18 protein-coding genes are annotated in these 25,304 nt (G+C 66.5%); 9 read left to right on the top strand and 9 right to left on the bottom strand.

Annotation, left to right across the window (positions count from 1 at the left end):
• Positions 1 to 307 precede the first annotated feature (307 nt).
• The 4 genes from ACOQFL_RS21375 (at position 308) to ACOQFL_RS21390 (ending at position 9,605) form a co-directional block, all read left to right on the top strand.
• Positions 308 to 883, top strand: a complete 576-nt coding sequence (locus ACOQFL_RS21375) for a DUF4352 domain-containing protein (protein ID WP_435545991.1) — start codon at positions 308 to 310, stop codon at positions 881 to 883.
• Between the two features lie 240 nt (positions 884 to 1,123).
• On the top strand, positions 1,124 to 3,583 hold the full coding sequence (locus ACOQFL_RS21380) for an AAA family ATPase (RefSeq protein ID WP_435545992.1): 2,460 nt from the start codon (positions 1,124 to 1,126) through the stop codon (positions 3,581 to 3,583).
• Complete coding sequence (locus ACOQFL_RS21385; protein WP_435545993.1) at positions 3,580 to 3,939, top strand: hypothetical protein; 360 nt, start codon at positions 3,580 to 3,582, stop codon at positions 3,937 to 3,939. Before ACOQFL_RS21380 ends, ACOQFL_RS21385 begins: the two co-directional genes overlap by 4 nt.
• A gap of 350 nt (positions 3,940 to 4,289) precedes the next feature.
• Positions 4,290 to 9,605 carry a PDDEXK-like endonuclease domain-containing protein gene (locus tag ACOQFL_RS21390; protein WP_435545994.1) on the top strand — a complete coding sequence of 1,772 codons (5,316 nt, stop codon included), beginning with the start codon at positions 4,290 to 4,292 and terminating at the stop codon, positions 9,603 to 9,605.
• Positions 9,606 to 9,824: 219 nt separating this feature from the next.
• Here the strand turns inward: ACOQFL_RS21390 and ACOQFL_RS21395 are convergent, their stop codons facing one another.
• Entirely contained in the window at positions 9,825 to 10,490 is a 666-nt protein-coding gene (locus ACOQFL_RS21395) for an MmpS family transport accessory protein (RefSeq protein WP_435546049.1), read from the bottom strand.
• 699 nt (positions 10,491 to 11,189) lie between these two features.
• On the opposite strand from ACOQFL_RS21395, the gene ACOQFL_RS21400 reads away from it, so the two are divergent.
• Both ACOQFL_RS21400 and ACOQFL_RS21405 read left to right on the top strand, forming a co-directional pair.
• Positions 11,190 to 11,681, top strand: a complete 492-nt coding sequence (locus tag ACOQFL_RS21400) for a hypothetical protein (RefSeq protein ID WP_435545995.1) — start codon at positions 11,190 to 11,192, stop codon at positions 11,679 to 11,681.
• A 329-nt stretch (positions 11,682 to 12,010) separates the two neighbouring features.
• Entirely contained in the window at positions 12,011 to 12,196 is a 186-nt protein-coding gene (locus tag ACOQFL_RS21405) for a hypothetical protein (RefSeq protein ID WP_435545996.1), read from the top strand.
• Between the two features lie 22 nt (positions 12,197 to 12,218).
• Here the strand turns inward: ACOQFL_RS21405 and ACOQFL_RS21410 are convergent, their stop codons facing one another.
• From ACOQFL_RS21410 to ACOQFL_RS21425, 4 genes are all read right to left on the bottom strand, one after another.
• The gene (locus ACOQFL_RS21410) at positions 12,219 to 13,022 is read right to left on the bottom strand and encodes an SAM-dependent methyltransferase (RefSeq protein WP_435545997.1); all 804 of its coding nucleotides are present in this window, start codon (positions 13,020 to 13,022) and stop codon (positions 12,219 to 12,221) included.
• Positions 13,023 to 13,140: 118 nt separating this feature from the next.
• Complete coding sequence (locus tag ACOQFL_RS21415; RefSeq protein ID WP_435545998.1) at positions 13,141 to 14,136, bottom strand: LLM class flavin-dependent oxidoreductase; 996 nt, start codon at positions 14,134 to 14,136, stop codon at positions 13,141 to 13,143.
• 140 nt (positions 14,137 to 14,276) lie between these two features.
• Entirely contained in the window at positions 14,277 to 15,530 is a 1,254-nt protein-coding gene (locus ACOQFL_RS21420) for an ROK family protein (protein WP_435545999.1), read from the bottom strand.
• A gap of 500 nt (positions 15,531 to 16,030) precedes the next feature.
• A complete protein-coding gene (locus tag ACOQFL_RS21425) occupies positions 16,031 to 16,759 on the bottom strand; it encodes a polysaccharide deacetylase family protein (RefSeq protein WP_435546000.1) in 729 nt (242 codons plus the stop codon).
• Positions 16,760 to 17,184: 425 nt separating this feature from the next.
• Here ACOQFL_RS21425 and ACOQFL_RS21430 point away from each other — a divergent pair, with 425 nt between their 5' ends.
• From ACOQFL_RS21430 to ACOQFL_RS21440, 3 genes are all read left to right on the top strand, one after another.
• On the top strand, positions 17,185 to 17,877 hold the full coding sequence (locus tag ACOQFL_RS21430) for a glycoside hydrolase family 11 protein (RefSeq protein WP_435546001.1): 693 nt from the start codon (positions 17,185 to 17,187) through the stop codon (positions 17,875 to 17,877).
• A 185-nt stretch (positions 17,878 to 18,062) separates the two neighbouring features.
• Positions 18,063 to 19,145: an endo-1,4-beta-xylanase gene (locus tag ACOQFL_RS21435; RefSeq protein WP_435546002.1), complete on the top strand. Its 1,083-nt coding sequence runs from the start codon at positions 18,063 to 18,065 to the stop codon at positions 19,143 to 19,145.
• A gap of 208 nt (positions 19,146 to 19,353) precedes the next feature.
• The gene (locus tag ACOQFL_RS21440) at positions 19,354 to 20,208 is read left to right on the top strand and encodes an SAM-dependent methyltransferase (protein ID WP_435546003.1); all 855 of its coding nucleotides are present in this window, start codon (positions 19,354 to 19,356) and stop codon (positions 20,206 to 20,208) included.
• A 233-nt stretch (positions 20,209 to 20,441) separates the two neighbouring features.
• On the opposite strand, the gene ACOQFL_RS21445 is transcribed toward ACOQFL_RS21440, so the two are convergent.
• From ACOQFL_RS21445 to ACOQFL_RS21460, 4 genes are all read right to left on the bottom strand, one after another.
• Positions 20,442 to 21,527 (bottom strand): ABC transporter ATP-binding protein, encoded by a 1,086-nt coding sequence (locus ACOQFL_RS21445; RefSeq protein WP_435546004.1) that lies wholly within the window; start codon positions 21,525 to 21,527, stop codon positions 20,442 to 20,444.
• 79 nt (positions 21,528 to 21,606) lie between these two features.
• On the bottom strand, positions 21,607 to 23,262 hold the full coding sequence (locus tag ACOQFL_RS21450; protein WP_435546005.1) for a glycoside hydrolase family 13 protein: 1,656 nt from the start codon (positions 23,260 to 23,262) through the stop codon (positions 21,607 to 21,609).
• A gap of 83 nt (positions 23,263 to 23,345) precedes the next feature.
• The gene (locus ACOQFL_RS21455; protein WP_435546006.1) at positions 23,346 to 24,212 is read right to left on the bottom strand and encodes a carbohydrate ABC transporter permease; all 867 of its coding nucleotides are present in this window, start codon (positions 24,210 to 24,212) and stop codon (positions 23,346 to 23,348) included.
• A complete protein-coding gene (locus tag ACOQFL_RS21460; RefSeq protein ID WP_435546007.1) occupies positions 24,209 to 25,243 on the bottom strand; it encodes a carbohydrate ABC transporter permease in 1,035 nt (344 codons plus the stop codon). Before ACOQFL_RS21460 ends, ACOQFL_RS21455 begins: the two co-directional genes overlap by 4 nt.
• Positions 25,244 to 25,304: the final 61 nt, after the last annotated feature.

The following is a 25,304-nucleotide window of genomic DNA, read 5'->3' on the forward strand; positions in this document are numbered from 1 at the left end:
GTTCACGGCGCGATACCGGACAAGGCTTTCCGGAGCTGATCACCGGGATGGCTCAGCACCTCATGCCACGTGGTGAGCGCGAGGCCACTCACGCCTCGTCGGTACCGCATACGCCGAAACATCCACCTTCAAGGGTCCAACAAGTACACACAGCAAACCAGTGTTGACATCGTTCACAGCATTGTGGTTACCTTGGATCATCAACGGTTGAACGGCATCCGAACCGATGCCGGAGCACGCGACACCTCGCCTTTCTCAAGCGGAATTCATTCCCGAACGAGCAACCCGGCCATTTCCAGGAGGAAACATGTCCCGAAACACCGAACGGGGCGCGGAACTCGGCAGATCGCCGCGATTCACGGTCGTGGCGGCCGCGCTGTTCGCCGTGGCCGTGCTCGGCGGCTGCGCCACCGGCGGCGAAAGCACCGGTTCCGGGCAGTCCGGCACGGGGTCGACGAGCAACGGCGTGGAGAACACCACCGACTCGGCGGGCCAACCGACCCGGCTGTCCTTCGGACAGACCTACACCTGGAACGGCGGCGAAGCCATCAGCATCGGCGCCCCCAGCGCGTACACCCCGGAGAACGAGTTTCTGCGCGCACCCGAAGGGCAACGCTACGTCGCCTTCGACGTGACCGTGACCAACAAGGGCGACGACGAGTACAACGTGGCCTCGGCGAAGTTCACCGTGCAGCACGCCGGGCAGGCCGCCCAACGCAACTACGCGGCGGGCGACACCCTCGCCGACGTGCAACTGCCCCCGGATGGCGACACGACATTCACCCACGTCTACCAGATCGGCGAATCCACGGGAAAACTCCAGGTCTCGGCACAACCGAACGCTTTCGCCGCCGAGACCGTGTATTTCTCCGGAAAGTTCTGACGGAACATTATCAGGATTTGGCGACTCGATTTTCCGCCGTGCTCGCTCGGCGGAACCCCGCGGCGGCGCCGGTCGCGAGAGCGGGCGTTTTCGGCGCTGCACACCGAAAACACCTGCGAACCACCACGCACAACGAACGTGCTCGATCCAACAAAGCACCACCCCCGCGAGGAGTTCGACCTGCCCCGGTCGAATTCTTTCCCCATCCGAAAGAACCCTCCCGGAAAGGAGCGGTAGACAATGCCGGAAACTCCCGCTGACAACCGGCTGACATCCCTCGTACGCGCACTGCTGAACCGCGAAACCCCACCTCCGACCGAGCGGGTGCGCGGGCTCGTGCTCGCCGCGCTGGAGGACGAGCAGCGACTACGAGCGGCACTCGACGGCACCCACACCCCGATCACCACCGAAGAAACCGAGGACGAGCCCCAACACCACGCCTCGCCCGCCGGCACGTTCCTGCGCGGCATCGAGGTCGGCGGTTTCCGGGGCATCGGAACCCCGACCAGGCTGCCGCTGCACCCCGCCCCCGGCCTGACGATCGTCGCCGGCCGCAACGGCTCCGGCAAGTCCAGCTTCACCGAAGCACTCGAACTCGCGCTGACCGGCAACAGCTACCGCTGGTCCACCGCGAGGCCCGCGCTCTGGAAGGAGAACTGGCGCAACGTCCACCAGGACATCTCCCCGACCGTTCGGGTGGAGCTGGCCGAGGAATCCGCCGGAGACACCTGGATCGACGTGGCATGGCCGGGCAACGGCGAGCCGGGCAGCGACAAGCCGGACCAGCACCGGAGCACCGTCCGGCGTCCCGACGAGAACCCCGAGCTTCCCCCGGAATGGCACCGGGCGTTGGAACTCAACCGTCCGATCCTGTCCTACGAGGAACTGGGCAACCTGTTCGAGGCGGGCCCCAGCAAACTCCACGACGCGCTGGCCAAACTCGTCGGACTGGAACAACTCACCGACGGGGTGCGGCGACTGGACACGCTCGCCAAGGAGCTGGCCACCGCGGAATCGCGGGCCAAAAAACTGCGCGACGAACTCAAGGACGACCTCGACCACAGCGAGGACGAACGCGCGCCCGAACTGCGGAAACAGCTCCGCAAGCACAACCCGGACCTGGAGGCGATCGGCGGATTCGTCACCGACTCCCCCGCCTCCGGCGGGGTGGCGGCCCGGTTGCGCGAGCTGGCCGAACCGGTCCTGCCCGAACAGGCCGAGGTCGACAGCTCCGTGGACCGGCTGCGTTCGGCGCTCGGGGAAGCCGCCGAGCTGGTCGGTGACTCCGTCGCCGGAGCCGAACAGCGCTCGGCGCTGCTGCACCGAGCAGTCGAACTGCACCGCGAGCACGGCGACCAGTCCTGCCCGGTGTGCGGGCAGGCCACACTCGACGCCGAATGGAGTTCACGGGCGCGGCAACGGCTGGACGAGGACGAACAGTGGATCACAGCCGCCCGGCAGGCCCGCGAGGCGGTGCGGCGCGGCGCCGAACGACTGCGTTCCCTCATCGCCCGCGTCCCCGCGCTTCCGGAAACCACGGGCGTCGAACTCGAAAACCTCGAACGAGCCCGCCTGGCCCGAGAGCGCTGGGCGACCCCACCGGAACGTGACAGTGAACTGGCCGAGCACGTGGCCGCCACCCACCCCGAACTCGTGGCGGCCCGCACGGCACTCCGCGAGGAGGCGACGGCTCGCCTGGAACAGTACCGGGACGCCTGGGCACCGATCGCCGAGAAACTGGCGAACTGGCTCGGGGTGATGCGCGAGGTCCGCTCGAAGGCGCAGGACCTCAAGGACGCGCGCACCGCCCACAAATGGTTGCGCGACAACACCAAGCGGCTCCGCAACGAACACCTGCGACCGTTGGCCGAGCACGCGCGTCAGATCTGGTCGCGGCTGCGGCAGCAGAGCAATGTGGACCTCGGGGCGATCGAGCTGACCGGCAACGGCCCCCAGCGGCGGGTGGCGCTGCACGCCGACGTCGACGGGGCCGAGAGCCAGGCACTGGGCGTGATGAGCCAGGGTGAGCTGCACGCGCTCGCGCTGGCGCTGTTCCTGCCCCGTGCGACCATGGATCAGAGCCCGTTCCGGTTCGTGGTGCTCGACGACCCGGTGCAGGCCATGGATCCGGCCAAGGTGGACGGATTCGTGCGGGTGCTGGCGGAGCTGGCCGAACACCGCCAGGTCATCGTGTTCTCGCACGACGACCGGCTCGCCGACTCCGCGCGACGTTCCAACGTGCGGGCACGGATCCTGGAGGTGCAACGCGGCAGGAACTCCGAGGTAACCATCGAGGACTGCCACGACCCCGCGCGCAGCTACGTCTCCGAGGCCCGTGCCGTGGCGAAATCCGACATGGAGCCGCATGTGGTCGATGCGGTGCTTCCCGAGCTCTGCCGGATGGCGGTGGAAGCCGCTGCCTGGGAGGTCTACAGCTCCAAGCGGTTCCACGGCGGGCTGGACCGCGACGAGACCGAGCGCCGCTGGAAGGAGGCCGAGTCGACACGCGGCAAGGTGGGGCTCGCGTTGTGCGGCGAGGGGAGAGCCGACCTCAATTTCTGGCTGGAGGGATATACACGGCGCCGACGCACGCTGGGCATCTGCTCCCAGGGTGCTCACACCGGCTTGAAGTGCTCGGCGGACGAAGCGGTGAAATACCTCGACACCACGGTCGATGACCTGCTGGGGGAACAACGATGAGCCTCTCGGAGAACCTGCTCGACCAGGCCAGGGAATTACTGGAGCACAAGCCGGAGGTCACCGAGCGGTCGACAACCCGGATGGCCGCGCTGCTCGCCCGCCGAGCGGCGGAAACGATCCTCCGAACCGCGTGCGAGAAGTACTGCGGTCGCGTTGATCAGGTGAACACCCGAGCCCTGTTGATCATCGCTGTTCAAGTGCTCGACGACGGAACCGGAGTCCTGCTGGAACGAGCCTGGTGCGAGCTCAGCAGGGCCTGCCACCGGCACGCCTTCGAACTGTCCCCACCGGAATCCGAGGTGCGCGAGCTGATCGGGCTCGTCGAACGCGCAGGCCATCACGACGGAGTCCCGTAAGCCGGTAAAACCTCCTTCCAGCCACTGGGCCGAACGGGGGAAAACGACCTACGTTCGGAAAACCCGGCGGCGACGACTCGATAACGGGCAGCGGGAGCCCGACCGGCCCGCTGCCCCTTCCTCGCCGGTGACCTGCTGATTCAGCGTTCCACACCGGCCGCGGGGAATACACCTGGCCCAACGAAGCACCACCGGCGAGTGCTAGAACGACGGGGAAGTGTGATGACGTCGGATCGCGAACCCCTTCAAGGTGCGGTCGTAGCGGGGAACGACTGCTTTCGAATCCGGCTAACCCTCCCGATCCACGCCGTTCCGAACGACGCGAACTCCCGAGGAGACGTGAGTAAACCTTGACCACCGTCAGGGAACCGAACTCCCCCGACGAACCGGACACCGACGGCCACGACAACCGGCCCGCCCCCGAGAGCGACCCGCTGGCCGACCGCGCGCGGCGACTGTTCCAGTTCCTCGGCGAGGCCCAGCGGCTGCGTACCACCCCGATCCACACCGTCGAGAAGTACCAGTCGGCCCGCTGGACAAGTCAGATCCCGGAACACCCGGCCGTCTCCCTCGCGGGCCGCGACAGCGACCCGACCGAGAGCGGGCACGTGCTCAGCGTCGAACGGCTGCCCAAGCAGGCCCCGCCCCAGCCTTCCGCGCTGCTGGCCGAGTGGCTCGGCGGCTCGATCGAGAACCCGGCGGAAGCGCCCCGGCTGCGCGAGACGGTTCCGGCCGCCTCCGCCCCGAGGACCGAACGCGGCGACGACGAACGCGGCGCGGAACGGTTGCGGCGCGAGGACCACCCGGAGATCGACGAGGCCTACGAGGACTGGGTCGAGGACTGGAGCTCCTGGGCCGAGCGGGAACTGGCCGACCGCCCGGTGCGGGAACTGTACAACGAGCTGTTCGGTTCCTACACCGAACTCGGCAACAACCCGGAGTCGCTGGAGCTGGTGTTGGGAGTCGGCTGCCTGAGCTGGCAGCCCGACAGCCGCACCCGGATCAAACGACACCTGCTGACCACCGCCGCCGGTATCCATCTCGACGACGACTCCGGCACGCTCAGCGTCGTTCGTTCCGATGAGGGCGCGGACGAGTTCACCCTCGAACGGGACATGCTCGCCCCCGAGCTGCTCACCGACGCCGAGAAGCTCAACGAACTGTCCGCCGAGGCCGCCGCGCTGGAGGCGCACCCGCTCGACCGGGAACGACTGGCCGGAGTGATCCGACGGTTCGTGCACACCCTCGACGCCGACGGCCAGTACCGGGACGAGGACGAACCCGCCCGGGCCCAGTCCTACCCCGTCGCCACCTTCGCCCCCGCGATCATCACCCGGAAGCGCTCGCAGCGCGGGATCGTGCGGATCTTCGAGTCGATCGCCGAACAGCTCGCCGAGAGCGGCGCCGTCCCCGCCGGCGTCCGCCCGCTCGTCGACCCGGACCAGCAGCCTGTCGGATCCGAGCGCCCCGGCTCCCCACGCGGTCGGGAGAACGTCGACGAGGAGACCTTCCTGCCGCTGCCGGTCAACGAGAAGCAGCTGCGGGTGGTGCGGCACGTCGACTCGAAACCGCAGACCCTGGTGCAGGGCCCACCCGGCACCGGCAAGACACACACCACGGCCGCGCTGCTGGCGCACCTGCTGGCCCAGGGCAAACGGGTGCTGGTCACCGCGCACACCGACCGTGCGCTGCAGGAGGTGCGTGACAAACTCCCGGAGGAGATCAAACCGCTGTCGGTGGCGGTGGTGGGAAGCTCGCGACAGGACATGTCGGATCTGCGGCTGGCCGTGGACACGATCTCCGACAACACCGAGCACTACGACAGCGAACGAACCACCGAGATCGTCACGGAGTGCTCGAACCGGATCGACGAGGCGCGGCGAGAACGCGCGCGGCTGCACCACGAGCTGGTCGAGGCCAGGCAGCACGAGACCAAGGAACACTCCGTGGGTGGATACCACGGCACGCTGTCCGCCATCGCCCAGCAGCACGCCGCCGACGCGGAACGCTACGAGTGGTTGGACGCGTTCGCCTCGGTCTCGGCCGACAGCGCACCGCCGCTGAACAACACCGAGATCGGCGAATGGCACGGTGCGCTGTACGACAGGGAGATGTCGGCGGAGGAACCGTGGGCGCGGCAACGGCTGGCCGATCCGGCCGAGCTTCCCTCCCCGGAGGATTTCGCCGACCTGGTGACCGGCGAGGCGAAGGCACGCGAGGACGAACAGCGCCACGCCGAACTCAAGGAACACCCCGCGTTCGACGCGGTGAGCTCACTGCCGCCGGCGGCACGGCAGGAGCTGCGGGAGCGGTTGGGCATGCTGGCCGACACCGCGGACGAACTCGCCCGCCGCAGCGAAGCCTGGATGGGCAGCGCCGTGGCCGACGTGCTCTCAGGACGCGGTAGCATCTGGCACTCCCGCTCGGAACGGATCGGCGAACTGGTCAACCGCTGTGAAGCGGCATTGAAACAGCTGGACCCACTCACCGAGGTACGAGCCGACGGGGACGTTTCGGCACTGACCAACCTGGCCAACGGGGTGCTGCAACGACTGCGGAACGGCGAAGTGATCAAGACCCGCTCCGACGGGACCGTCAAACTCGGTGTCTTCACCGCCAAGTGGGTCAAAGAGGCCGAAACGCTCTTCCAGCTGGTTCGGGTCAACGGCAGCGCTCCCACCACCGTCGAACAGCTGGAGATCTTTCTGCACTGGGCCGAGGCCTACCGGACGCTGACCGCGCTGGATCAGAGCTGGCCCGAGGATGTGACCATCCCCGCCGAGGACACCTTCCGCGAGCGGCTGGACTGGCACGTCACCGAAGCGGAACAGCTCGGCCGGGTGCTCAAACTCGGTGGTGAACTGGTCACCGAGGAACAGCGACTGACCGGGGCGGGACTGCCGCGACCCGACTGGAGCGATCTCGGTGCGGTACGCCGCTACGCGGCGCTGGTCGATGCCGTGGCCGCCGTGGAGGCCAGGGCATCGGCAGGCGAACCGTTGCACGAACTCGAAGAGACCCTGGCGGGAACCACACGCTGGACCGACACCGGGGAGTGCGTGCACGCGCTGCTGGAAGCCGTACGAGCCCGCGACATCGCCAACTACGCCGCGCATCACCGCAGGCTGCTGCACCTGCTGGAGATCCGACGGCGCGTGCGGCGGCGCGACGAGCTGGAACAGCGGCTGACCGAAGCGCTGCCGGAGCTACGGGCGGAGGTCGAGGCCGCCGATTCCACGGCGGATCTCTGGACCGAGCGGCTGGCCGACTTCGAGGCGGCCTGGCGGTGGTTGGCCGTGCGGGACTGGGTGAAGCGGCAGCACACGGTCGACGAGAACGAACTGCAGGCCAGGATCAACAGCCTGGAGAATGTGATCCGGCAGCAGAGCGAACGGCTCTGCGCCACGCGGGCGTGGAGCCACGCGGTCGCCCCGGAACGGCTCGGGGGCAGCGCCCGGGCGGACCTGCGCAACTACTCCAACCTCGTCCGACGGCTGGGCAAGGGCACCGGGACACACGCCGAACGGCGGCGCTCGGAGATCCGCGAGGCCATGATGCGCTGCAGGCCGTCCGTGCCGGTGTGGATCATGCCGATTTACCGGATCGCCGAGCAGTTCCGGATCCAGCCGGACATGTTCGACGTGGTCGTGGTGGACGAGGCCTCGCAGGCCGGGCTGGAGGCGGTGTTCCTGCAGTACATGGCGCCGAGGATGGTCGTCATCGGCGACGACAAGCAGGTCTCGCCGATGGGTGTGGGCCTGGACCAGGAGGACCTGCGCAAACTCGCGGGGCAGTACATCGCCGACGACCGCTACCGCAACGCCTGGCAGGACCCGCTGCACAGCCTGTTCGACGACGCCAAGATGCGCTACGGCGGGCAGATCACGCTGACCGAGCACCGGCGGTGCGTGCCGGAGATCATCGAGTTCTCCAACCGGATCGCCTACCAGCCGGACAACATCACGCTGAGCCCGGTGCGCCAGTACGACGCCGACAGGCTCGAACCGTTCCGGGCCCGCCACGTCACCGAGGGCCACCGGAAGGGCGATCTGAACGAGCCCGAGGCCGAGGCACTCGTCGAGGAAATCCAACGATGTGTGGCCGACCCCAGCTACGACGGCAAGACGTTCGGCGTCATCTCGCTGCTCGGTGACGGGCGGCAGGCGCGCCTGATCGAACGCATGCTGCTGGAGCGGCTCTCGCCGCAGGAGCTGGAGCGTCGGCAGCTGCGGTGCGGCACCCCGCCCGATTTCCAGGGCGCCGAGCGCGACGTGATCTTCCTGTCCATGGTGGAGGCCAGAAGCGAGCACAAGCGGATCAGCCCGCTGACCAAGCGGGAGCACGTGCAGCGCTTCAACGTGGCGGTCTCCCGCGCCAAGGACCAGGTGTGGTTGTTCCACTCGGTGGGTCTTTCCGAGCTGCACAACACCGAGGACATGCGATACCAGCTCCTGGAGCACTGCTACAGCATGATCGACGGCGGTGCTCGCACGGACGCGGGCGAGTTGGTGAGCGCGGTCTCCGAGGACCAACGCGACACCAGATTCGACTCGCTGTTCGAACAGCGGGTGTTCAACCGGCTGGTCAGCAGGGGCTACTCGGTGATTCCGCAGTACTCCGTGGCGCCCTACAAGATCGATCTGGTGGTGATCGGCAGCAAGGCGCGGCTGGCCGTGGAGTGCGACGGCGACGCCTGGCACGGACCCGAGGCCTACGAACGCGATCTCGCCCGGCAGCGCGAGCTGGAACGCTGCGGCTGGACATTCCACCGCATCAGGGAGTCGGCGTTCTACGTGGACCAGGGGAACGAGCTGGAATCGCTGTGGCGCGCACTGCATCAGGCCGGGATTCGCCCCAGGGGAGCCGAGCCGGAGGTCGTGGAGCAAGCCGGGACGACTACGGCCGAGGAAGCGGTTGCGGAGGTCGAACCCGGCATCGCGCCGGTTGAGCACTCCACGGCTGGCACAACAACCACGGTTGTCGATGTCGATACTCGCCCCACGGGAGCCGACGAGATCGCGGATTCCGTCGTCACCGACGAGGTCGTCACCGAGGAGAACGAGACGGAGCAACTCCACCTCGCGACTTCGACGGACGAGGCGGAATCAGACCCCGTGGAGGAGGATTCGGAGTTCACCGATGAGGAATCCGTTTCCGATCTGCCCGAGTACGAGGAGCACACGAACGCTCTGCTGCCGCCCTACGATCTCACCCGCAAACAGATCGCGGAGGGACTGCGAGACATCGTGGCCTTCGAGGGACCGGTCACCGGGGAACGCCTGACCCGGGCCTACGCCCAAGCCTACGGCGGACGGCGGCGAAAGGAGATCACGAAAACCCTCAACTCCGCCATATCCGCGGCCGTGCAGAGCAAAATGCTGGTACAGGACGCACCGCTGCGGGAAAGCGGCATCAAAGGCCGCACGTTCCGGCTGCCGGAACAACCACCCGTTCGCGTTCGCGCGGCGGGGCCACGGACCATCGAAGAGATCCCACCTCGGGAACTCGCGACCGTACTCGAAGAGCAGGCGTCGCTGTACGGCTGGCTGGACGAGAAACGACTGTTCCGTGCCGTACTGCGCCGCTTCGGCTGGAGGCAGCTGACAGCTAAGTCGGAACAGCGGTTGCGGACGATCACACCACTAGTGGACGAGGAGGAAGCCTAGCTTCTCGCGGCAAAGCACGGCGTTCCGCGCCGAGAACCAGGCGTGAGGCCGCGAGCGGCCACCACGTGATGACGGCGGGTCCGGGAATCGGATCGAATCACGTGGTGGCCGCGAACACGGCACGAGGGAGCACTTGGAGCGTTCCTAAGAACGAAAACCGTACGAACTACCCGTTACTCCACTCGGACGGGAACCGCGGGACATCTCCCCGAGTCCCGATCAGAATCCGGTGTTGCCGTTACAGGTGACCATCGCGTACTGCCCATTGCTGGTGTTCTCGGCAAGCACCTCGCCGTCCACGGTGATCTTGCAGGTGATGTCGCCACCGTTCTGCCCGTTCTGGGCGCTGAGGGCGTAGAACTCCATTCCCTCGGTGGCATCGGCGGTTTTCGACCACGGCAACTCGGCGTTCGTGTTCTGGCTGGTTTGCCCACCCTTACCGAAGGTGATAGAGCTCGCGCCGCCGGAACCGGTGACCTTGTAAACCACCTTGCCTGCCCCGGCGTTGGCCTGGTTCCCGCCGGAACCACCTTGGTTGGTGCCCGACTGAGAGCTCGACTGTTCGCTCCCCTGCCCCTGGTTCATTTCGTCGAGCTGTTTGTCCACCTCGTTCACGAGCACGGTGAACACGACGATGGAGACGACGAAGGCGATCACACCGGCAGCGAGCCCGATGTAGCTCATGACCATGTTGGTAGCAGTGCCCTTGTGGGACCGCACCACGGCGATGATTCCGAAGATGATCGCCAACGCCCCCAGGATGAAACCGAAGAAGCCGATGATCGGAATCCAGGCCAGCAGGATACCGACGAGCCCCAGCACCAGAGCGGTGATGCCCATGCCGTTCTTCGGCGCCGCAGCCGGCGTACCCGGCTGCTGGTACATGTCCGTCACTCTCTCTCCTCACAAGAACTTCACAGGATCCGAACTATTATCGCTTCACTACACTTCTGCGTTTCGGAATATGAAGTCACGAAAGAAACACGATCGGGACACGCTGAAGCCTCGCCCCCGTACGTAAAGCTCCGGTTCCGACAGGTGTCGCTTCCGGAGTCAGAACTGTCTTCACCGCACCAACGTGTTCACCGAGACGCGAGATCCCTGGAGCATCACGGGTCTCCTCCGGGGGACGCACCTGGCCGCGAAATTCAGCGACGTTCGACAATCCTCGCCGCGCGAGGTGTCAGTACGCGGTCATGTTGAGACCATACGGCGCTAAGCCCCACCCGATGCACCGGTGAGGGTGTCGAGCAGCACGGCATGGTGGATGCTTCTGGCCCGCAAAGTCCTCACTAATCACCACACCCGCATGACCTTCCCCGTCGGTTTCCGGCCGTATCGGTTTCCGGCTGTATCCGACTTCAACCGTGCGCACTGCCGCCGGAGAATTCAGTGCGCGTAACCAACACTCGATAGTGGTCGCTGTAGCACCTGATCAGCGGCTGGTGGTAGCAGCGGCGGGCGAGCAGTATGAAATACCGCTGCTGCGCGGCAGTAGTGGACTGCTGGGATGGGAGAGAGAGCAGGAATCAAGTCGGAAATCACTCCCATCGAACCGCTCACATTGAGAAGAAGGTAACTCAATTGTCGAAACGTCTATCCATCCTGATCTCGACGGTCGCCGCACTCGTGCTCTCGGTTGGCACGGTGTCCGCATCGGCGACACCGGCACCGCAGCGAGACTCGGCAGTGCCCGAGCGCCCCGTGGCCGCTACGTTGGTCGCGGAAACACCAGAAGTCGACAGTATGACCACAAAGGTGCACAAAGCGGCCCCGACGGTCTGGTGCGTCGATGGCTACTACAAAGGAATCTACCGCGGCAGAGGTTGTTTCAAGAACCACGGCGATCATGTGACCGCCTACGACGCCTACGCGGACGGCAAGCACATCAGAACGGACTGGTACACCGACTATGGTCGGGAAGGAGCATGCACCGATGGTGGTGACGCCGGTGGCGACGACTGCAACTACAACATGCGGGAAAACGGCTACCTGAAGTTCCAAGTGGAACTCCGGAACGGAAGCAAGCTGGTCGCTCAATCCAGTTGGGACGGCTACCACCCGATCGGACAGTGAACCGGGAGGTCGGTACAGCGCAGTAGGCGTCCCGGCGGGGCGCCTACTGCGCTGTACCGTAGCTTACCTCTGCTGCCGTATTCAGCAGCGGAAGCGAGCCGCTGGTTCGACCGAGTTCGGCGTGGCCCGGAGCGGTGGCCCCTGCCCCGAGTTTTCCTCCGCTGTGAGCGCCCGTTCGACGATCTCCGCCGAACCAGGACAAGGCAATCGGTTACCTTGAACACATGCAGCGGTACGTGCCGCCCGATATTCCCGTCAAGGTGTCGAGCAGGACCGCGTGGTGACTATTCGTGACCTGCATAGTCCTCGGCGGACTGAGTGGAAGCATCATGACGTTATATCTCGCCATGCCCTATGTGGCCGGACGAATCGGCTCACCTCAGTTCCTACTGGGATGGCTGTTCTGCACCTTGACGTTCGGCTTCCAGATATACAACTGGCGATCGATCTATCACAGAGCACTGCGGCAGGAAGCCGAGCGGGCGGGGCGGGCCGAGAGCTCCACAGGATCGTGAAACACAACCGGCCCGGGAAAGCTCAGCACCTTCCTACAGCGGCCCAGAACGCGTTGCGGGCGCCCTCCGGAACCTCGTCCGAATCGGGGTGCCAGTCGACGGCGTGCACCAGCCCCGGCTCCACGAGTTCGAGGTCGCCCAGCAGCGCGGCGAACTCGTCCACCGAGCGGTGCCTGGCCTTGTGGCTCGTGTCGCGGTACAGCCGCGAGATCTCCTGGACCCGCTCGGGCTCGTCGTAGTGGTCGGTGATGTGTGAGGCCACCAGGAAACTGCCCGGCGCCACCGCACGGCGGTAGGACTCGACGAGCTCGGCCGGTCCTTCCTCGTCGCCGACGAAGTGCAGCACGGCCGCCGCCAGCACGGCCACCGGCTCGTCGAAGTCGAGCAACCCGGCCACACCGGGTTCGGCCAGCACCTCGTCCGGCTTGCGCAGATCGGCCCTGCTGATCGTCGCGTTCGCGACACCGTCCAGGAGCTGGCTGGTGTGGGCCACCGCCACGGGCTCGTTGTCGACGTAGGCCACCCGTGTCGAGCTGTCCCGCTCGTGGGCGATCTGGTGCACGTGCCCCACGGTGGGAATGCCGGAACCGAGATCCAGGAACTGACGAACCCCCTGATCGAGGCAGAACCGCACCGCCCGCTGCAGGAACGCCCGGTTGGCACGCGCACCGGGGATCATGGTGGGCGTGATGCCCACCGCGCGCTCCGCGGCCTCCCGGTCCGCGGCGAAGTTGTGCGACCCACCGAGGTAGAAGTCGTACATCCGCGCCGCGTTCGGCGTACGTACGTCGATACCCTCGATACCAGCCGGTTCACCGGTTGCCATACCACGCGCTCCCCACGATTCCGTTGACTGCTCAGCCGGAAGCCTACCCACGCGAGTGTGAATCGCGAAGAGGTACAGCGCGATACCGACCACCGGAGCGCGGTTGGCGGGCACCGGCTCAGTGCCGGGCCGCGACGTCGACCATTCCGCTGACCTCGGCGACCAGTTCGAAGGAACGCAGCCAGGCATCCCGTTCCGGAGCCAGCGAGGTGACCATCAGCTCGTCGGCCCCGGCGTGCTCGGCGAAACCGTCCAGGTAGTTCTTCACCTCGTCGGCGGTACCCACCGCCGAGTAGGTCAGCATCTGCTGCGCCTGCTGCCCGGCTGGTGAGTCCAGAGCGCTGTCGGCTTCCTCACGGGTGAGGTCGCGGCCGGTGAGCATCCGCAGCCTGCTGCGCTTGGCTGCCTGTAGCTGTTCCCGCGCCTGCTCGGTGGTGTCGGAGGCGACGACGTTGACACCCGCGATGACGTACGGTTCCGACAGCTGTTCGGAGGGGGTGAACTCACGCCGGTACACCGACACGGCGTCCTCCAGCGCGTTCGGGGCGAAGTGCGAGGCGAACGAGTACGGCAGGCCGAGCGCGGCGGCGAGTTTGGCGCCGAACAACGACGAGCCGAGGATGTAAAGCGGCACACCGGTCCCCTTGCCGGGTACGGCCTGCACTCCCTGCACCAGGGACTTCTCCCCCAGGTACCCCTGCAGTTCCTGCACGTCCTGCGGGAAGGTGTCGGCCGCCTTCGGATCGCGGCGCAGCGCCTTCGCGGTGTTCTGGTCGCTGCCGGGCGCCCTGCCGAGGCCGAGGTCGATACGCCCGGGATGCAGCGTCTCCAGGGTGCCGAACTGCTCGGCGATGGTCAGCGGGGCGTGGTTCGGCAGCATGACGCCGCCCGCACCGAGGCGGATCGAGCTGGTGTTGGCGGCGATGTGCCCGATGATGACGCTGGTGGCCGAGGAGGCGATGCGGGACATGTTGTGGTGTTCGGCGTACCAGATGCGCCGGTATCCCCACCGCTCGGCTCGTTGCGCCAGGTCGATGCTGGCCCGCAGGCTGTCTCCCGGGGTTTCGTCATGACCGATGGTGGCGAGATCGAGTACGGACAGTGGGACACCCATGGCAAACGAATCCTTCCGCGCGGGCACCGGGACGAGCACGGTCATAGTTGTTACGACCAACCGGTCGAACGCGTTCACCCGCGACGGCTATTCCCGTTATTACGCAGATCACCTCTGTCGGAGCCCGTGGCACGGCCGTGTTAATCACGCGTCTCCGGCGGAACCAGGCACGGATCCCGGAAGACTTCCTCGGTGATCACCACCGCTGCCCCGCGCACGGCGGCGGTGAAGCCGAACACCGAGGCGATGACCGGGCATATCGCCGAGCGGCCCGCCACGGCTCTGCTCCGCAGTTCCCGCATCGCGGTCGGCACCACGTAGGAGGAGACCGTGGCGAAGTAGCCGCCGAGCACCACGACCCCCGGGTTGAGCATGTTGACCGCGATCGAGATCCCGATGCCGAGCCAACGGCCGATCTCGTCGAGACCGGCCAGCGCCTGCTGATCACCGGCCTCGGCGCGCTGCAGCAGTATCCGTGCCTGCTCGTCCGGATCCCGGAGGGTTCCGACCAGGTCCGGCGCGGCGGTTCGGACCGCCGCGGCCAGCCCGATCTTGGTCTCCAGGCAGCCGTGCTGCCCACAACGACACTTGCGTCCATAGGGGTCCACCGGGAAGTGCCCGATCTCCCCGCTGTAACCGTCCGAACCGCGCAGCAGTCGCCCCCCTGTGATCAGGCCGGAACCGATACCGAGTTCGCCGGTCAGATACACCAGTTCGGATACGGTGTTGGCCTCGTCGCCGAACTCGGCCAGCGCCGCCAGGTTGGCCTCGTTGTCGACGGTGATCGTGATTTCCGGATCGAGATCGAGTCGGTCACGCAGCCACCCGGTGATCGGCACGTCCTGCCAGCCCAGATTCGGCGCGTGGCGCACGGTGCCACTGGGCACGTCCACCAGTCCCGGCACCGCCACGCCGACGCCGACCAGCCGGAGACCCGAACTCTCCAGCTCGGTGATCGCCTCACCCGCGAGCCGAGTCAGCTCACCGACAGTACGGGAAGATCCCACCCGGACCGCGTCGAAGCCGACCCGACGATCGAGCAGCACCCGCTCCGCGAGGTCCACCCCACGCACCGCGAGACAGTTCGCGTTGACCTCCAGCCCGAGGGCGACCGCCGATCCCCCGTCGAGTTCGAGAATCCGCGAGGGGCGGCCGACGTTGCCCGCCTGCTTCCTTCCGGTCTCGCGGATCAGCCGCCGTCCGATCAGCTCGTTGACGAGATTGGACACCGTGGCCTTGGTCAGCCCGGTACGGGCGGCCAACGCGGCACGGGAATCCACCCCGGCCGAGCGGATCTCGCCGAGGACGCGAGCCAGATTGCCCCGACGAACCGCGGACTGGCCGACGACTCCACGCCCGTTGTCCCGGTTGACTTCGTTGTCGTAGCCGCGCACCCGGCCCCCTCTCGCACAGGGACAGCGGGAAAACTAACCCATTGTTATCGGAAACGCCATACCCCACGGAAGTCGGGAAATCCCGCGGAACTCGTGAACGACGAATCAGCACAACCACCGGGTTTTACACTTATGGCGCCTTGACACAGCGACACGAAAGCTGTTGCCAGGACGGGCAGCGCGGAGACGACCGAAAACCGTACCGGATACGAATTTTCCCGACGAACCCGGTGAAGAGCGTCCTTCAGCTGTGCTTTCGCCTCTTGACCGAGAACGGGGAAATCAGGCGACGACCACCGATAACACCACTGTTCCGGACCGGAGCGGATCACGGCGGAACCGCGTTTCCGAGTCACGTCCCGTCGAGTCCGGTCTCGGAGTGAACCTCGGGGCAGTGAACCCGTGACAGTAAACCTCGTGGCAAGGCGCCGCGCGGCCGTTCGGCCCGGTGCGGGCGTACCACGCGGCGCCACGGAGCGTTTCCGGTGAACGACTTCCGCTCAACCGGAGCGCGCGGGGAGCGTGAACCGCCAGCCCTCATCGCGCAGGCGCGGGACGACTCGGGAGACCGCCTCCACGGTCTGGCCGCGCTCGCCCCCACCGTCGTGCAGCAGCACGACACCTCCCGGCGAGATACCGTTCATCAGCCGACTGACCAGCACGTCCGTACCGGGGCGGTTCCAGTCGGCCACCGAAAGGCTCCAGCCGAGCGGCTGCATCCCCATGTCCGCGGCCACACTCGGAGTTTCGCCCCAAGCACCGTAGGGAGCCCGGAAGTAACGGATCTCGGCTCCCGGCACCGCCTCGTGAATCACCTCGTTGGTGGCCCGCAGGTTCGCCCTGATGTCCGCGGGCGACCAACTGCTCATGTTCTCGTGTCGCATCGTGTGGTTGCACAGGACGTGGCCCTCGGCGACGATGCGCCGCACCAGCTCGGGATTTTCCCGCACATGCTGGCCCCACAGGCAGAAAACGGCCTTGACGTGACGCTCGCCGAGCAGGTCGAGCAAGCGCGAGGTCTCTCCCGCGTTGGGGCCGTCGTCGAAGGTGAGCGCCACGGTGCGTCCCGGTTGTCCGGTCGAGTCGACCACGGTGGCGTTCGCGGCTGTGCCGGGCCCCGCCTGGGAGGGCCCCGCCTGGGCGAGGGTTGCCGAGCCGAGCGAGAGCCCGAGCACCAGCAGCGGCACGAGCAAGCGTTTGGTGGTTCGCCGATGTCTTCCAGGGGTCATGACGGGTCCCTTCGGCGTGTGCTGGGTGAGGCTCCGGGAAATAGTTCGACGGGAATTTCCGGAGCACGGGAAATATAGGGTCGGCACCGGGCACTGTCAATGTCCGCGAAGGCGAGTCCCGACATCCGAGGGTCATCCCGCCTGCTCATCGTGAGCCGAATTCGGATACATCATTCCACAGTGTACTGTGTTTTATCTGGAAAAATTTTGTTTTGGACGATCAGGAGTACCGCCCACTGGGTAACAAGCGGGTTTCCGGAACATTTACGGAAACCATTGACAGATCGACGTGGCCTGGTCGACATTGTTCGGTGTCGACAGACCTCGATCACCGTTGATCCTGGTCATGCGCGCGAATCGCTCCATCGACGGACCGTCGAGTCGTATCAACCGTTCGAACTCCACCGATCCGAACCGGAGGAAGCATGAACACCGACGATTTCACACCGAACTCATTCGGCCGCAGGAGTTTCCTCGGAGGCGCGGGAACACTGGCGCTGGGCGCGGGCGCACTGATGCTGCCCGGAACCGCCTACGCGGCCAGGACCATCACGCAGAACGAGACCGGCACCCACAACGGGTTCTACTACACGTTCTGGACCAATGGCGGAGGATCGGTTTCGATGACCCTGTCCTCCGGAGGCAGTTACAGCACCTCGTGGACCGACTGCGGCAACTTCGTCTGCGGCAAGGGCTGGAGCTACGGTGGCCGCAGGAACGTGTACTACTCCGGCAGCTTCTACCCCTCCGGCAACGGCTACCTGACCCTCTACGGATGGACGTCGAATCCACTCGTGGAGTACTACATCGTCGAGAGCTACGGAACCTACCGCCCCGGAGGCAGTGACCACCGGGGCACGGTCTACAGCGACGGCGGTACGTACGACATCTACCGGACGATGCGGTACAACGCCCCCTCCGTGGAGGGCACCGCGACCTTCCCGCAGTTCTGGAGCGTTCGGCAGTCCCCGAGGACGGGGGGAACCATAACCACCGGTAATCACTTCGACGCCTGGTCCTGGCAAGGCATGACCCTGGGAAGCTTCGATTACTACATGGTCCTCGCGACGGAGGGCTACCAGAGCAGTGGGAACTCCAACATAACGGTCAACGGCTGAGCCGCCTTTTCGGGAAGAGTCTTCTCGAAAGGAACGCTTTCTCCGGCGGCATCGCACCGCGCTCGGGACGATGCCGCCGTCCCCGTTCTCGCTCCCACCACCGCCCCGAAACAGCTCCCCCTCGTCGGGGCGGCACACGTGCTTTGTGGGAGCGCTCCAAAACTACCCCACGAGGAGCCACAGAAATGCTGCGAGCGTTACGCGACCACGGCAGGCTCGGCAGGCTGTGCGCGGTACTGACCGCCAGCGCCGGACTGCTCACCCTGCAGACGGCACCCGCGCTGGCCACACCGGACGCGGCGGAAACTTCCGGCGTCGGCGCACAGGCTCCGGCACGAACCCCGCTCAAGGATCTGACCGACAACCACGTCGGCAGCGCCGTAGCCGCTTCGGCGTTGGTGAACGAGGGTGACTACCGTTCGGTGCTCACCGACGAGTTCAGCAGCGTGACCGCCGAGAACGCCATGAAATGGTCGGTGCTGGAGCCGAACCGCGGCCAGTACGACTGGTCCGGCGCCGACGCGATCATGGACTACGCGCGGCAGAACGGCAAAAGCGTGCGCGGGCACACGCTGGTCTGGCACAAGCAGCACCCGAACTGGCTGAACAATCTCTCCGCCTCCGAGCTGCGGTCGGCGGTGAAGAATCACATCACCACGGTGGTCAACCGCTACGAGGGCGAGATCCGAGCGTGGGACGTGGTCAACGAGGTGTTCGACTCGAACGGCGTCCGACGTGACTCGATTTTCCAGCGGAAACTCGGTGACGGCTGGATCGCCGACGCCTTCCGCTGGGCCCACCAGGCCGATCCGTCGGCGAAACTCTACATCAACGACTACAACACCGGTTGGGTCAACGACAAGAGCAACGCGATTTACGACCTGGTGCGGTCGTTGCGGCAGCAGGGCGTGCCGATCCACGGTGTCGGGTTCCAGACGCATCTGTCGATCGACTACAGCTTTCCCGGTGGTTACCAATCGAACCTGCAGCGGTTCGCCGATCTCGGGGTGGACGTCGCCATCACCGAGGCCGACGTGCGGATGACGCTGCCCGCCACCAACAGCAAGCTCAACACCCAGGCCGACTACTACGAGCGGCTCTGGAACGCCTGTGAGGCGGTCTCGCGCTGCGTGGAGTTCACCACGTGGGGCTACACCGACCGGCACTCCTGGGTGCCGAACACGTTCGAGGGGCAGGGAGCGGCCTGCCTGTTCGACGAGTCGCTGAACCCGAAACCCGCCTACAACCGGATCAATCCCACCGCCTGAGCGTTGGCCGTGGGGCGCGCGACGGTTGTGCGTCGTGCGCCCCGCAGGCGGAGCATGCGGAGCCACCGGCCTCACGCCTCCACAGGAACGAGTCACCGAGTGCCCACGCACCACTGTGCACTCATCCCTTCGGGGGATGAAGTGTGTTCATATCATTACGATATGTTGACCCTTTCCTGTGCTCCTCCCCTGGAAACGAGGACGGCTCATGGCTATCGAGACAAACGTTCCCGCCCCCAGCTCCGTGCCAGTGGGAGTTGATCCCACACGGGCGAGCATCGCGCGGGTCTACGACGCCGCTCTGGGCGGCAAGGACAACTACGCCGTCGACCAACAGGTGCTGGCCGAGATCAAAACGGCGGCCCCCGAGATCCGGGACATGGCCTGGGCGAACCGCAATTTCCTGATCAGGGTCGCACGGTTCCTGACCAACGAGACCGACGTTCGCCAGTTCATCGACTGCGGCTCCGGCCTGCCGACCGCGGAGAACACTCACCAGGTCGTGCAACGCCTCGACGATCAGGTGCGGGTGTGCTACGTGGACAATGACCCGGTCGTGCTGGCCCACGGCAATGCCCTGCTGGCCGACAACGAGGGCACTCACATCGTCGATGCCGACATCTACAAACCGGAGCAGATCTACAACCACGAAGTGGTGGCCCGAAACATCGACTTCGAGCAACCCGTGGGACTGCTGCACATCAGCACCATTCACCACTATCCGGACGACGACTACGTGGAACTGATGCGCCGCTACATCGAGCCCCTGCCCTCGGGCTCCTTCGTAGCCGTGTCGCACTTCCTCGACCCGCAGACTCCGGAACTGAGTCCCCTGGCACGCCGCCTCGAGGACATCATGACCCAAAGCGCCATGGGTTCGGGGGTGTTCCGCACCCAAGAGCAGATCGCGGAGATGGTGCCCGGCATGGAGATCATCCAGCCCGGCCCCGGGCTGGAGCCCGGGGTGGTGATCTGCGACCAGTGGTGGCCGGACGGGCCGAAACTGCGTGCGTACAAGGACGTCGAACGCTGCGTGGGCTGTGTGGTCGCCCGCAAGCCCTGAACGATCCGTTCACCTCCCGGCGAGCGGCTCCGGCCGCCCCGGGCGGGCCTCCGCGCGGAGCGGAGGCCCGCCCGGGAACCGACGCGAGGCGTGTTCGATTCCGAACGCAACCGGCGGACGACGTGCCGGAGCGCTCGCCAGTGTCCGAGGAGACCACCCCGCGGTGGGCATGCGGCCGCGCTCTCGTCCGCTACGCCAGGTCGGATCCTCTTCCGGCCACAATCACGCCCGCATCACTCCGCGATGCGCTCGCCGGTGGCCGCCGAGAAGGCGTGCACGGCCTCCGGCCGGATGCCCAACCGCACCGACTCGCCGAGCGCGGGTGCCGAACGCGGTTGCGCGCGCGCCACGACCCCGTGCCCCTCGTCCGGCACGCTGCAGTGCAGGTACACATCGGAGCCGAGCTCCTCGACGAGATCGACGGTCGCCGCCATCCCTTCTTCGGCCGACCCCACAACCCGCACGTCCTCGGGACGAATTCCGATCGTGACGCTTCCGCCGCCTTGGGCCGCTTCCTCGCGGACGGCACGCGAGACGGGAAGCGCGGTATCACCGGCGCGAACGGTCTCCCCGTCGAGCTCGCAGTCGAGCAGGTTCATCGGGGGCGAGCCGATGAACCCCGCCACGAACGCGTTGGCGGGCCGCTCGTAGAGCTCGCGCGGGCTCGCGCACTGCTGCAACACCCCGTCGTGCAGCACCGCCACCCGGTCGCCCATGGTCATCGCCTCGACCTGGTCGTGGGTGACGTAAACCGTGCTCACACCCAACCGGCGCTGCAGTCCCGCGATCTGCGAACGGGTCGAGACCCGGAGCTTGGCGTCCAGGTTGGACAGCGGCTCGTCCATCAGGAACACTCGCGGCTCCCGCACGATGGCCCTTCCCATCGCCACCCGCTGTCGCTGCCCGCCGGACAGCGCCCTGGGCTTGCGATCCAGGTACTGCTCCAGGTCGAGCAGTTTCGCCGCCTCGCGCACCCGCTGTTCGATCTCCGGTTTCGGAGTCTTGGCCATCCGGAGCGCGAAACCCATGTTGTCGGCGACGCTCATGTGCGGATACAGCGCGTAGTTCTGGAAGACCATGGCGATGTCGCGATCCTTCGGCGAAAGACCGGTGACGTCGTGTTCCCCGATACGGATCGCACCGGAGTCCACGTCCTCCAGCCCGGCGAGCATCCGCAGACTGGTGGACTTGCCGCACCCGGATGGCCCGACGAGTACCAGGAACTCGCCGTCGGCGATGTGCAGGTCGAGACCGTCGACCGCGGGGTGTTCCGATCCCGGATACACCCGAGTGGCCCGGTCATAGGTGATGGTCGCCATCATCGACTCCTTTCCGGCGGCCTGCCGGCTGCCGGGGCCCGCCTCGACGGCGGCCCCGGGCTTCGGGACGAGCGGGAAATCAATCGGCCAACCACACCGCGGTGTCCGGCGGCAGTGACGAGCCGGCCGGCTCGTCACTGGACAGCAGGACCCGTTGGTGTTCGGGCAGTTCGCACGGTTCGTCGGAGAGGTTCACCACGCAGCGGAAGCCGGGTGTGCGGGAGAACGACAGCACCTCTCGCGGCGAGTCGTTCCAGACGAGGTCGCCCTCGCCGAGGGCCGGATACTCGCGGCGGAGACGCAGTGCCTCGCGGTACAGCTCCAGCATCGAGTCGGACCGGCCCTGCTGGCTCGCCGCGGTGTACTCGGCCCAGCCTTCCGGCTGCGGCAGCCACGGTTCGGCCTCTCCCGAAGGGCTGAACCCGAACGGAGGTCGCGAACCGGACCAGGGCAGCGGAACCCGGCAGCCGTCACGACCGCGTTCGGCGTGCCCGGTGCGTTCCCAGATCGGGTCCTGCAGGAACCGTTCCGGAATGTCCTCGACCTCGGCCAGGCCGAGTTCCTCGCCCTGATACACGTAGGCGCCCCCGGGAAGCGCCAGCATGAGCAGCGCGGCCGCGCGAGCACGGCGAGTTCCCAGGCTCAGGTCGAGCGGCCCCTCGGCACGGTAGTTCTCACCCGGGGCCCAGCTGTGCTGCGGACGGCCGTACCGGCTGACGTGGCGCACCACGTCGTGGTTGGACAGCACCCAGGTGGCCGGAGCGCCCACCCGCCAGAGGCTCGACGTGGTGGAGTCGATGGTCTCGCGCAGGTCCTGGGCGTCCCACCGGCAGCGGAGGAACTCGAAGTTGAAGGCGGTGTGCAGCCCGTCCGGCCGCACGTAGTTTGCCAACCTGTGGGGGCTGTCGGCTCCCGCCTCGGCTACGAACTTGCGTTCGCCCGGGTACTCCTCGGCGATCGCACGCCACCGGCGGTAGATCTCGTGCACCCCGTCGCGGTCCCAGTGCGGGTGCTGCCCGTCGAGGTATCCCCGCGTGTTGTCGCTGGAGATCACATCGGGCAGTTCGGCGTCCTTGACCAACCCGTGGGCGACGTCGATCCGGAAGCCGTCGACCCCCCGGTCGAACCAGAACCGCAGGATGTCCTCGAACTCCTCGTGGACCTCCGGGTGGTCCCAGTTCAGGTCGGGCTGCTCGGGCGCGAACAGGTGCAGGTACCACTCCCCCGGCGTGCCGTCCTGCTCGGTCACCCGGGTCCAGGCAGGTCCGCCGAAGCGGGAGATCCAGTTGTTGGGGGGATGCTCACCGTGCTCGCCACGACCGGGACGGAAGACGTACCGCGCCCGTTCGTCGCTGCCGGGGCCGGCCTTCAGCGCGGCGCGGAACCACTCGTGCTGGTCGGAGGTGTGGTTCGGCACGATGTCCGGAAGAACCCGGATGCCGTGCTCGTGTGCCTGGGTGATCAGTCGTTCGGCGTCGGTGAGCGTGCCGAAGCGCGGGTCGATGTCGCGGAAGTCGGCGACGTCGTAGCCGGCATCGGCCTGCGGGGAGACGTACCAGGGGGTGATCCAGATGGCGTCGACTCCCAGATCCCGCAGGTAGGGCAGCCGGGAGCGGATTCCCTCGATGTCGCCCATACCGTCGCCGTCGGCGTCGGCGAAACTGCGGATGTAGATCTGGTAGATCACCGCGTCCCGCCACCACGGTGTGGTGCCTGGCTCGGAGGAATTCGGCACTGTGCGCTCCTTCGGTAACTCGGAAAGGCCTTCGGTGATTCGGGAAGGCGAGGTCACGCCGGTCCGGCCGTGACCGGAAGGCGTTATTTCAGGCCGCCGGAAGTCAGTCCGGCGATGATCCTTCGCTGGAAGATGAGCACCCCGATGACCAGCGGAATCGTGACGATCACCCCGGCGGCCATCTGGGTGCCGAAGGGTTGGTCGTACTGGGTGGCGCCGGTGAACTTCGAGATCGCCACCGTGACCGTCTGCATGTTCTGCTCGTTGACCATGGACAGGGCGATGATGAACTCGTTCCAGGCGAGGATGAAGGTCAGGATCGCCGTGGTGAACATGCCGGGCGCGGCCAACGGGACGATGATCCTGCGAAAGGCCTGTCCCGGCGTGCAGCCGTCGACCATGGCCGCCTGCTCCAGTTCCTGCGGCATCTGCCGGAAGAACATGGTCAGGTTCCACACCGCGAGCGGAAGCGCGAACGACAGGCTGGGCAGGATCATCGCCTGGTAGGTGTTGATCCAGCCGATGTCGGTGAACAGCCGCAGCAGCGGGACGATCAACGAGATCCCCGGGAACATGCTTGTCGCGATGATCAGCGAGAGCACCAGGTTCTTCCCCCGAAAGGCCAGCCTGGCCAGGGCGTAGGCGGTCGAGGTGCCGATGATCAGCGTGAGGATCGTGGTCGTCGACGCCACGATCAGGCTGTTCAGCAGCGCGCGGCCGAATCCGGTGCCGGGCTCGAACACGGCCCGAAAGTTCTCCAGCGACCAGGTGCGCGGCAGCGGGCTCAGATCGTACTGGTCGGCGGGCCTGCGGAACGCCGTGACCACCATCCAGTAGAAGGGGGCCAGGCAGTAGAGCACGATACCGGCCACGCCCAGTATCGGAAGCCACTTCTTGATCTCGAAGCGGCGGCGCGTGATTCGACGCGCGTTCCCGGTTGCCGTAGTCATCGCGCACTCCCCTTTCCGCGCCGGAATCGAGCTCCACGACTCTTGGACACCTGCGAGCGGGCCTCACCGATCACGTCGGCTCCGAGCAGCTTGACGAACACGAACGCGATCAGCGCCACGTAGGCGAACAGCAGGGTGGCGTAGGCGGCGGCAGGGCCGTAGTGCACGTTCGTCGCCTCGGAGAAGGCCAGCATGGACAACGTCTCGACCGAGTCCTTCTGCTGTCCGATCAGGATGAACGGCAGGTCGAACATGCGCAGCGCGTCCAGCATCCGGAACAGCACCGCGACCACCAGGGCGGGTTTCACCAGCGGCAGCGTGATGTGCCAGAACCGCCGCCAAGGGCCCGCGCCGTCCACGGTGGCCGCCTCGTGCACCTCGCTGGAGATGACCTGCAACCCGGCCAGCACCAGCAGCCCCACGAAGGGGGCCGTTTTCCACACCTCCGCGGTGATCACGGCGATCTTCGAGGCGGTGGCCTGCGAGCTCCACAGCACCTGCTGGTTCAACATCGCGTTCGCCACGCCGTCCGGCGCGAAGATCCACCGCCACAGCAGTGCGGACACCGCGGTGGGAATCGCCCACGGCACGAGCACACTCGCCCGCACCAGTCCGCGACCGCGGAACGCCTGGTGCATCACCAGGGCCATGGCCATTCCCAGCACCGCCTCCAGCGTGACGGTGACCACCGTGAAGAAGGTGGTGTTCCAGAAGGCGTTCCAGAATCGTTCGGCCGCCGGGCCGAACAGGATGTCGGCGTAGGTTCCCAGCCCGACGAACTGGCGTCCCTCGACCACGAATCCCTGTGCGTCGAGCCGCTGGCCGGAGACGAACAGCGACTGGTACAGCGCGGCGATGATCGGATACATGACCACCACGGCCAGCACCAGCAGCGTCGGCGAAACCAGCGCCGAGGCGAGCCTGGCCGTGCCGGTCACGGAACCGGACCTTCGTCGCTTCGGAGATCCCGGGCTCGCGTGCTCCGGGCGCCCCGAACCGACTTCCGAGTTCGTCGGGGTATCGGTCGTCATCGACATGAACTCCCCTCTCCCAACGCCCGGCGAGCGGATCGGAATCCGCTCGCCGGGCGGA

This window comes from Actinopolyspora sabaoui (assembly GCF_051225635.1).
Classification (GTDB): domain Bacteria; phylum Actinomycetota; class Actinomycetes; order Mycobacteriales; family Pseudonocardiaceae; genus Actinopolyspora.

Coding starts and splice junctions, on each gene's coding strand:
- ACOQFL_RS21385 (WP_435545993.1), top strand. CDS start 3,580: ATGAGCCTCTCGGAGAACCTGCTCGACCAGGCCAGGGAATTACTGGAG.
- ACOQFL_RS21460 (WP_435546007.1), bottom strand. CDS start 25,243: ATGACGACCGATACCCCGACGAACTCGGAAGTCGGTTCGGGGCGCCCG.
- ACOQFL_RS21445 (WP_435546004.1), bottom strand. CDS start 21,527: ATGGCGACCATCACCTATGACCGGGCCACTCGGGTGTATCCGGGATCG.
- ACOQFL_RS21430 (WP_435546001.1), top strand. CDS start 17,185: ATGAACACCGACGATTTCACACCGAACTCATTCGGCCGCAGGAGTTTC.
- ACOQFL_RS21455 (WP_435546006.1), bottom strand. CDS start 24,212: ATGACTACGGCAACCGGGAACGCGCGTCGAATCACGCGCCGCCGCTTC.
- ACOQFL_RS21440 (WP_435546003.1), top strand. CDS start 19,354: ATGGCTATCGAGACAAACGTTCCCGCCCCCAGCTCCGTGCCAGTGGGA.
- ACOQFL_RS21410 (WP_435545997.1), bottom strand. CDS start 13,022: ATGGCAACCGGTGAACCGGCTGGTATCGAGGGTATCGACGTACGTACG.
- ACOQFL_RS21425 (WP_435546000.1), bottom strand. CDS start 16,759: ATGACCCCTGGAAGACATCGGCGAACCACCAAACGCTTGCTCGTGCCG.
- ACOQFL_RS21405 (WP_435545996.1), top strand. CDS start 12,011: ATGACGTTATATCTCGCCATGCCCTATGTGGCCGGACGAATCGGCTCA.
- ACOQFL_RS21380 (WP_435545992.1), top strand. CDS start 1,124: ATGCCGGAAACTCCCGCTGACAACCGGCTGACATCCCTCGTACGCGCA.
- ACOQFL_RS21435 (WP_435546002.1), top strand. CDS start 18,063: ATGCTGCGAGCGTTACGCGACCACGGCAGGCTCGGCAGGCTGTGCGCG.
- ACOQFL_RS21415 (WP_435545998.1), bottom strand. CDS start 14,136: ATGGGTGTCCCACTGTCCGTACTCGATCTCGCCACCATCGGTCATGAC.
- ACOQFL_RS21375 (WP_435545991.1), top strand. CDS start 308: ATGTCCCGAAACACCGAACGGGGCGCGGAACTCGGCAGATCGCCGCGA.
- ACOQFL_RS21395 (WP_435546049.1), bottom strand. CDS start 10,490: ATGTACCAGCAGCCGGGTACGCCGGCTGCGGCGCCGAAGAACGGCATG.